The sequence below is a fragment of the Roseomonas sp. BN140053 genome (assembly GCF_047690175.1).
Taxonomy (GTDB): domain Bacteria; phylum Pseudomonadota; class Alphaproteobacteria; order Acetobacterales; family Acetobacteraceae; genus Roseomonas.
Map to the genome: position 1 here is coordinate 46,044 of NZ_JBLLEB010000032.1, position 6,449 is coordinate 52,492.

Annotated in this window: 5 protein-coding genes; all 5 read left to right on the forward strand. The window is 72.4% G+C overall.

The window, feature by feature from the left end; all coding sequences use genetic code 11:
• The first annotated feature begins 145 nt into the window (after positions 1-145).
• Positions 146-700 carry a thermonuclease family protein gene (locus ACLIBK_RS20565; RefSeq protein ID WP_415389176.1) on the forward strand — a complete coding sequence of 185 codons (555 nt, stop codon included), beginning with the start codon at positions 146-148 and terminating at the stop codon, positions 698-700.
• Between the two features lie 185 nt (positions 701-885).
• The gene (gene gltA / locus ACLIBK_RS20570) at positions 886-2,193 is read left to right on the forward strand and encodes a citrate synthase (protein WP_415389177.1); all 1,308 of its coding nucleotides are present in this window, start codon (positions 886-888) and stop codon (positions 2,191-2,193) included.
• A 292-nt stretch (positions 2,194-2,485) separates the two neighbouring features.
• Positions 2,486-3,145, forward strand: a complete 660-nt coding sequence (locus ACLIBK_RS20575) for a hypothetical protein (protein WP_415389178.1) — start codon at positions 2,486-2,488, stop codon at positions 3,143-3,145.
• Positions 3,146-3,261: 116 nt separating this feature from the next.
• Complete coding sequence (locus ACLIBK_RS20580; protein ID WP_415389179.1) at positions 3,262-4,308, forward strand: ABC transporter substrate-binding protein; 1,047 nt, start codon at positions 3,262-3,264, stop codon at positions 4,306-4,308.
• A gap of 109 nt (positions 4,309-4,417) precedes the next feature.
• Positions 4,418-5,953, forward strand: coding sequence for an ABC transporter permease (locus ACLIBK_RS20585; RefSeq protein WP_415389180.1), 1,536 nt, complete (start codon positions 4,418-4,420; stop codon positions 5,951-5,953).
• The last annotated feature ends 496 nt before the right edge of the window (positions 5,954-6,449 follow it).

Sequence of the window (6,449 nt, forward strand, 5' to 3'; positions counted from 1 at the left end):
TGAATGCACCCGACCGGCAGCGGCGCCCCACCGGGGCCGGCGCGGCCGGCGCCTCGCCCCTCTTCCCCGGTGCAGGGGGTCGGCAATCGGCGGCGCTGCGTTTCTCGCCTTGTCCTGCGCGCCGCTGCTTTGGTAGGTCGTGCCCGTGCTGCAGCGTCGACGCATCTTCCGCCCCGCCCAGTCACCCCGCCGCTGGGGCGGCGTGACCCTGCTTGCCGGCGCCGCGGTGCTCGGCCTGCTGCTGGCCACGGTCAGCCTGCCCTCCGACCTGTTCGGCTCCGCGCCCCGGGAACAATCCTGGTCGGTGGCCGCCGCGGAGGTCCGGGTGGTGGACGGGGAAACGCTGCGCCTGGGCAACCGCGTCGTGCGCCTGGAAGGGCTGCGCGCCCCGGCCCGCGGCGAGCCCTGCGCCGACCGCGCCGGCCGCCCGCTGGACTGCGGCGCCGCCGCCGCCGAGGGCTTGGCCCGGCTGGTGGCGGACCGGGCCGTGTCCTGCCGCCTGCACGGCAGCGATGCGTTCCGCCGGGCCCTGGGCACCTGCGAGGCAGGGGGCGTGGCGGTCAACGCCGCCCTGGTGTCCGCCGGCTGGGCGGTGGACGGCTCGGGCGACCTGTCCGAGCAGGAACGGGCGGCCCATGATGCCGGCCGCGGCCTCTGGGCCAGCCGGGAACTGCGCCCCGCGGGCTGGTCGCGCCGCTGAACCGCCCGGGCCGACACCGGCCCGGCTTCGCCGCCCGCGAACGCCGTTCACGTCTCGCGGCGCAACAGCCTGCCCGGCCCGGCCGCGCGCCACCGGATGGACAAGCCTCCGAGGCGGTCGCATATCTCGCACCGCACCATAAGGCAGCCTCTCCCCCCGGGGGTGCCAGCATGAGGAAGCACGCGATGAGCAGCGACGAGCAGAGTTCGGTCACCATCACGCTCGACGGCACGAACCGAACCAGCAAGGCGCCGCTGGTCCAGGGCACGATCGGCCCGGCCGTCGCCGACATCCGCAAGCTCTACGCCGACCTGGGCGTTTTCACCTTCGACCCCGGCTTCGGCATGACCGCGGCCTGCGACAGCAAGATCACCTATATCGACGGCGATGAGGGCGTGCTGCTGTACCGCGGCTACCCGATCGAGCAGCTGGCCGAGAAGTCCGACTTCGTCGAGGTGTCCTACCTGCTGCTGAACGGCGAGCTGCCGAACGCCAAGCAGCTGGAAGAGTTCACCCGCGGCATCACCATGCACACCATGGTGCACGAGCAGCTGCGTCGCTTCTTCGACGGCTTCCGCCGCGATGCCCACCCGATGGCGATCCTGTGCGGCGTCGTCGGCGCCCTGTCCGCCTTTTACCACGACAGCCTGGACATCAACGACGCCAAGCAGCGCGAGATCGCGGCCTTCCGCCTCCTCGCCAAGGTGCCGACCATCGCGGCGATGGCCTACAAGTACTCCATCGGCCAGCCCTTCATGTACCCGCGCAACGACCTGACCTACGCGCAGAACTTCCTGTACATGCTCAACGGCGTGCCGTCCGAAGAGTACAAGGACAACCCGATCCTCAGCCGCGCCATGGACCGCATCCTGGTGCTGCACGCCGACCACGAGCAGAACGCCTCCACCTCCACGGTGCGGCTGGCCGGCTCCACCGGCGCCAACCCCTTCGCCTGCATCGCCGCCGGCATCGCCGCGCTGTGGGGCCCCGCCCATGGCGGCGCCAACGAGGCGGTGCTGAAGATGCTGGGCGAGATCGGCACCCCCGAGAACATCCCCGCCTTTATCGAGAAGGTGAAGGACAAGAACTCGGGCGTGAAGCTGATGGGCTTCGGCCACCGCGTGTACAAGAACTTCGACCCGCGGGCGAAGATCATGCAGGCCACCTGCCACGAGGTGCTGCAGGAGCTCGGCATCAAAGACGAGCCGCTGCTCGACATGGCCGTCGAGATGGAGCGGATCGCGCTGTCGGACGACTACTTCATCCAGCGCAAGCTCTACCCGAACGTCGATTTCTATTCGGGCATCATCCTCAAGGCGATGGGCATCCCGACCCACATGTTCACCGTGCTCTTCGCGGTGGCGCGCACCGTGGGCTGGATCAGCCAGTGGAAGGAAATGATCGAGGACCCGACGCAGCGCATCGGCCGGCCCCGGCAGGTCTATACGGGTGCCGCGCAACGCGATTTCATTCCGGTGTCCCAGCGCAGCTGAACCGGAGTCGCCATTTCCGGTGCGTTTCAGCCCGCCGCGGACACCGCGGCGGGTTTTTCTTTGCGGAATCGCTCTCTTCACGTGAGACGACAAGAAAACTTCCGAGATCGTTGATTTCTGCTAGAATAGATTTCATCCGCTATTTGCATCGACTTGTTGGGCAGCAAATATCACGGAAACGTGATTGCCTTATTCACGCGAATGTTATGTTGATGCTTCGCGCCACCTTGTGGCAGTAGTTGCGATGGGCTTCCGTTTCCTCCGCAGGTTGCATTCGAGAGGGGACCCGGCGTTGACCACGGAAGCAGAATGGGCCGGCAGCAGGAGCCATGTCGCACTGGACGACCTGGTCCGTCGCCGGCTGCGGAACTGGCCGCAGCGGCCGCCCGGCACCACGCCCACCCCCAAACAGCCCGGGACCTGGATGCGCGGCCGCCCCGGCGACCTCGCCACCACCAACCAGCCCTTTCTGAAGCTGCCCGGCAGCAACCGGCTGCGCACCCTGCCCGACGGGCTGTGGCTGCACATCTCCCCCGACCCCAACGACGGCTACGCCGACATCCTGTGCATCGAGGCCTGCTCGTCGCTGCAGAACCTGCTCGACAAGCGGTCCCGCTTCGCGCCCTCCACCACCTCGCTGCTGGTGGTCTGCCCGGTTCCCTGGCTGCTGGCCCCCGTGCAGCCTGGCGACCCCACGCCCCGATGGAAGCTGATGCGCCTGCTCAAGGCCGAGCCGACGGAAGCGCTGGTGCTGCCGGTGCGCGACGTCCGCGTGCTGTACGGCCTGAAGTCGCGCCACTACGACGGCTTCGCGCGCACCCAGACGCCCCAGGCGCACGAATACTTCTGCCCCATGGACGCGCTGACGGCCGAGAATGGCCAGGACAACCCGGCGATGCGGGCGCTGATCGCCCGGGCCAGCGCCAGCGCCAACTTCATGGAAATGCCCTGACCCGCGCCGGCCCGCCCCCTCCCCCGGGGCGAGCCGTCACGCAGGTTTCACACTCCCCCCCTTCCCAGGACGCCCTTCCCGCTTCATCAACCGCGCGTGTTTCCGTGGGAGAGATCATGCGCCGCGCGCTGCTGATGCTGGGTGCCCTGGGCTGCCTCGCGGGCTGGGGCATGTCCCCCGCCGCCCGGGCCCAGACGCCGCAAGGCCCGGCGGGCCAGCCCGGCCCCGCCGCCGTCGGCGGGTCGGCCCTGTCCGGCAACCTCGTGCTCTACACCAGCCAGCTGGAAGCCGACGCGGCGCAAACGGTGGAAGCCTTCCGCCGCCTGCATCCCGGGGTGCAGGTGGAATGGCTGCGCGGCGGCACCGGGCAGATCCTGCCCCGGCTGCGGGCCGAGATTGCCGCCGGCCGTCCCCGCGCCGACGTGCTGCTGCTGGCCGATGCCCTGACCTTCGAGGCATTGGGCGCCGAGGGCCGGCTGCGAGAAAGCCCCGAGGTGCAGCTGGGCCAGGTGCCGGCGGAGCTGCAGGACAGCCGCCGCCGCTACTTCGCCACCAAGCTGATCACCACGGGCATCGTCTACAACACCCGCGCGCCCTTCGTGCCGGCGCGCTGGACCGACCTGCTGCGGCCCGAGGCGCGCAACCTGGTCGCCATGCCCTCCCCCACCGTGTCGGGCGCCGCGGCGCTGCACGTGCAGGCCTGGGCGCAGAACAACGCGCTGGGCTGGGACTATGTGGGCAAGCTGGCCTCGGCCGGGCTGCAGCCGCGCGGCGGCAACGGCCAGGTGCTGCAGGCCGTGGCCTCCGGCGAGCGGGCCTACGGCGTCGCGGTGGACTACCTGGCGATCCGCGAAACCGCGCGCGGCGCCCCGGTGAAGTTCGTCTTCCCCGAGGAAGGCGTCAGCGCCGTCACCGAGCCCGCCGCCATCCTGAGCACGGCGCAGAACGTCCCCGCCGCGGTGGCCTTCGTGTCCTTCCTGTTGTCGCGGGAAGGGCAGGAACTGGCCTCGCGCCAGGGCTTCCTGCCGGCCGATCCCGGGGTGCAGCCGCCGCCGGGCTTCCCCGACGCCAACTCGATCCGCCTCCTGCCGCTGGACGCCGCCCGCGCCGCCCGGGAAGGCGAGGAGAACCTCCGTCGTTTCAACGCTCTCGTCGGCCAGTAGCGCCCGCTTCCCCGGGCGGCTGCCCGGGGGTGCCCTCCTTGCACTGGGCTGGCTGCTGCTGGTCGGCGCCGCGCCGCTGCTGCGCCTCCTGCTCGAGGCCTCCGCGCCCGTGCTCGCCCAGTTGCCGGGCGACGCCTCCGTGTGGCGGGCCACGGGGCGCACCCTGACCGTGGCGGCCGGGGCCACGCTGCTGGCCGTGGCCCTGGGCACGGCGCTCTGCGCCCTGCTGCTGCTGCGCGACACCCCGGCCCGGCGCAGCCTACTGTTTCTCTCGATCCTGCCCGTGCTGGTGCCGCCGCAGGTGCTGGCGCTGGCCTTCGCGCAGGCCGCGGGCCCGTCCTCGCCGCTGCTGCTGGCCCTGGGGGTGGCGCCGCCGCTGGGCACGCCCAACCCGCTCTACGGCCCCGGCGGCATCATCGCGCTGCTGGGGCTGCAAGGGGCGCCGCTGGTGCTGCTGTCGCTGGCCGCGGTGCTGCGCCGCATCCCCGGCGAGGTGCTGACCGCCGCGCGCGGCATGGGCGCCCGGCCCGGCTACGCGCTGCGGCAGGTGGTGTGGCCGCTGCTGCTGCCGGGGCTGCTGGCCGGGGCGGGGCTGGCCTGGGTGGCGGCGCTGGGCAATTTCGGCGTGGCCGCCCTGCTGGGCATCCCCGGACGCTTCCAGACCCTGCCCGTGCTGATCTTCCAGCGCCTGTCCGGCACCGGCACGGCGGCGCTGGCCCAGGCCGCGGCGCTGTCACTGCTGCTGGCCGCGCTGGCGGCACCGGGGCTGCTGGCGCAGCATTGGGCCGGGCGCGGGACCGGCGGCGGCTCCGGCCGTCCCTTCATGCCGCTGCCGGCGGGGCGCGGCGCGCGCTGGGGCGCCGCGCTACTGTGGGCGGGGCTCTTCACCGTGCTGGCGGTGCCGGCGGCGGCGCTGCTCGCCTCCTCCGTGGTGCCGGCGCTGGGGGTGCCGGTGTCCGCCACCACCGCCACGCTGCGGCACTGGAGTGCTGCCTTCGCCCCCGGCTCGCAAACCCTGGCGGCGCTGCGCAACTCGCTGGGGCTGGCGGCGGGGGCAGCGGTGATCCTGTGCCTCGCTTCCCTGCCCATCGCGCTCGCGCTGCGGCAGCGCAGCGTGCGCTGGGGGGCGGCCAGCGCCGACCTGTCCTATGCCCTGCCCGGCACCTGCACCGGCGTGGCGGCGCTGCTGCTGGCGCTGTCCGTGCCGGGCGGGGCCTGGTTCTACGGCTCGCTGGCGCTGATCCTGTTCGCCTACCTCGCGCGCTTCCAGGCGCTGGCCCTGCGCCCCGTGGCCGCGGCCGCCGCCCGGCTGGACCCGATGCTGGATGCCGCCGCGCGCGGCATGGGCGCCGGTGCCGCGCTGCGCCTGCGGGCGGTGCAGCTGCCGCTGCTGGCCCCTGCCCTGGCCGCGGGCGGCATCCTGGTGGCGCTGCTGGCGGTGAACGAGGTGATGATCTCCTCCCTGCTGCACGGCCCGGGCACGCAGACCCTGGGCGTGCTGGTGTTCAACCTCCAGGACGGCGGCGAAGGCCCCCAGGCCGCCGCCGTGTCCCTGGTCGCCCTGCTGCTGGTCGCCGCCCTGATGGCCCTCGCCACCCTCGCCGGCCGCCGCCTGCCGCCCGGCACCCTGCCCTGGCGGCCCTGACGGATCACCGTCGGCACTCCGGACGCCAGTTTGGCGGGGCTGGGTGGCTGTCGGGTGGTCCTTGGTGTTCAGGCCGAGGACAAGGGGGCTCTGCCCCCTTGGAGCCCCCGCGAGGAGCTTAGGCTCCTCGACCTCATGAGTGCCTCCGGCGGGGGCGGGCTCGGACAGGGCGGTCCACTCGGACGACGTCGGCCATCCCGCCCCCGCCGGAGGCACTCAACGCGGGGTCCGGGGAGTTCGTAACCCCCCGGCGGGGGTCCAGGGGGCGGCGCCCCCTGGCCAACGTCAGAACACCGAAGAACAACCGGCAGCCATCCAGCCCCGCCGAACCCGCGCCCGGCGCACCGCCGTGTTCATCGGGCCAGGGCTGCGGGGCCTAGAGGCTGTTGTGGACCTGCTCCAGGTTGAGGAGGTTCTTGAGCATGAGGCAGGCGAAGGCGACGAGATGCAGGCCCGCGAGGGTTTCGGGGAGGCGCTCGTAGTCACGGACGAGGCG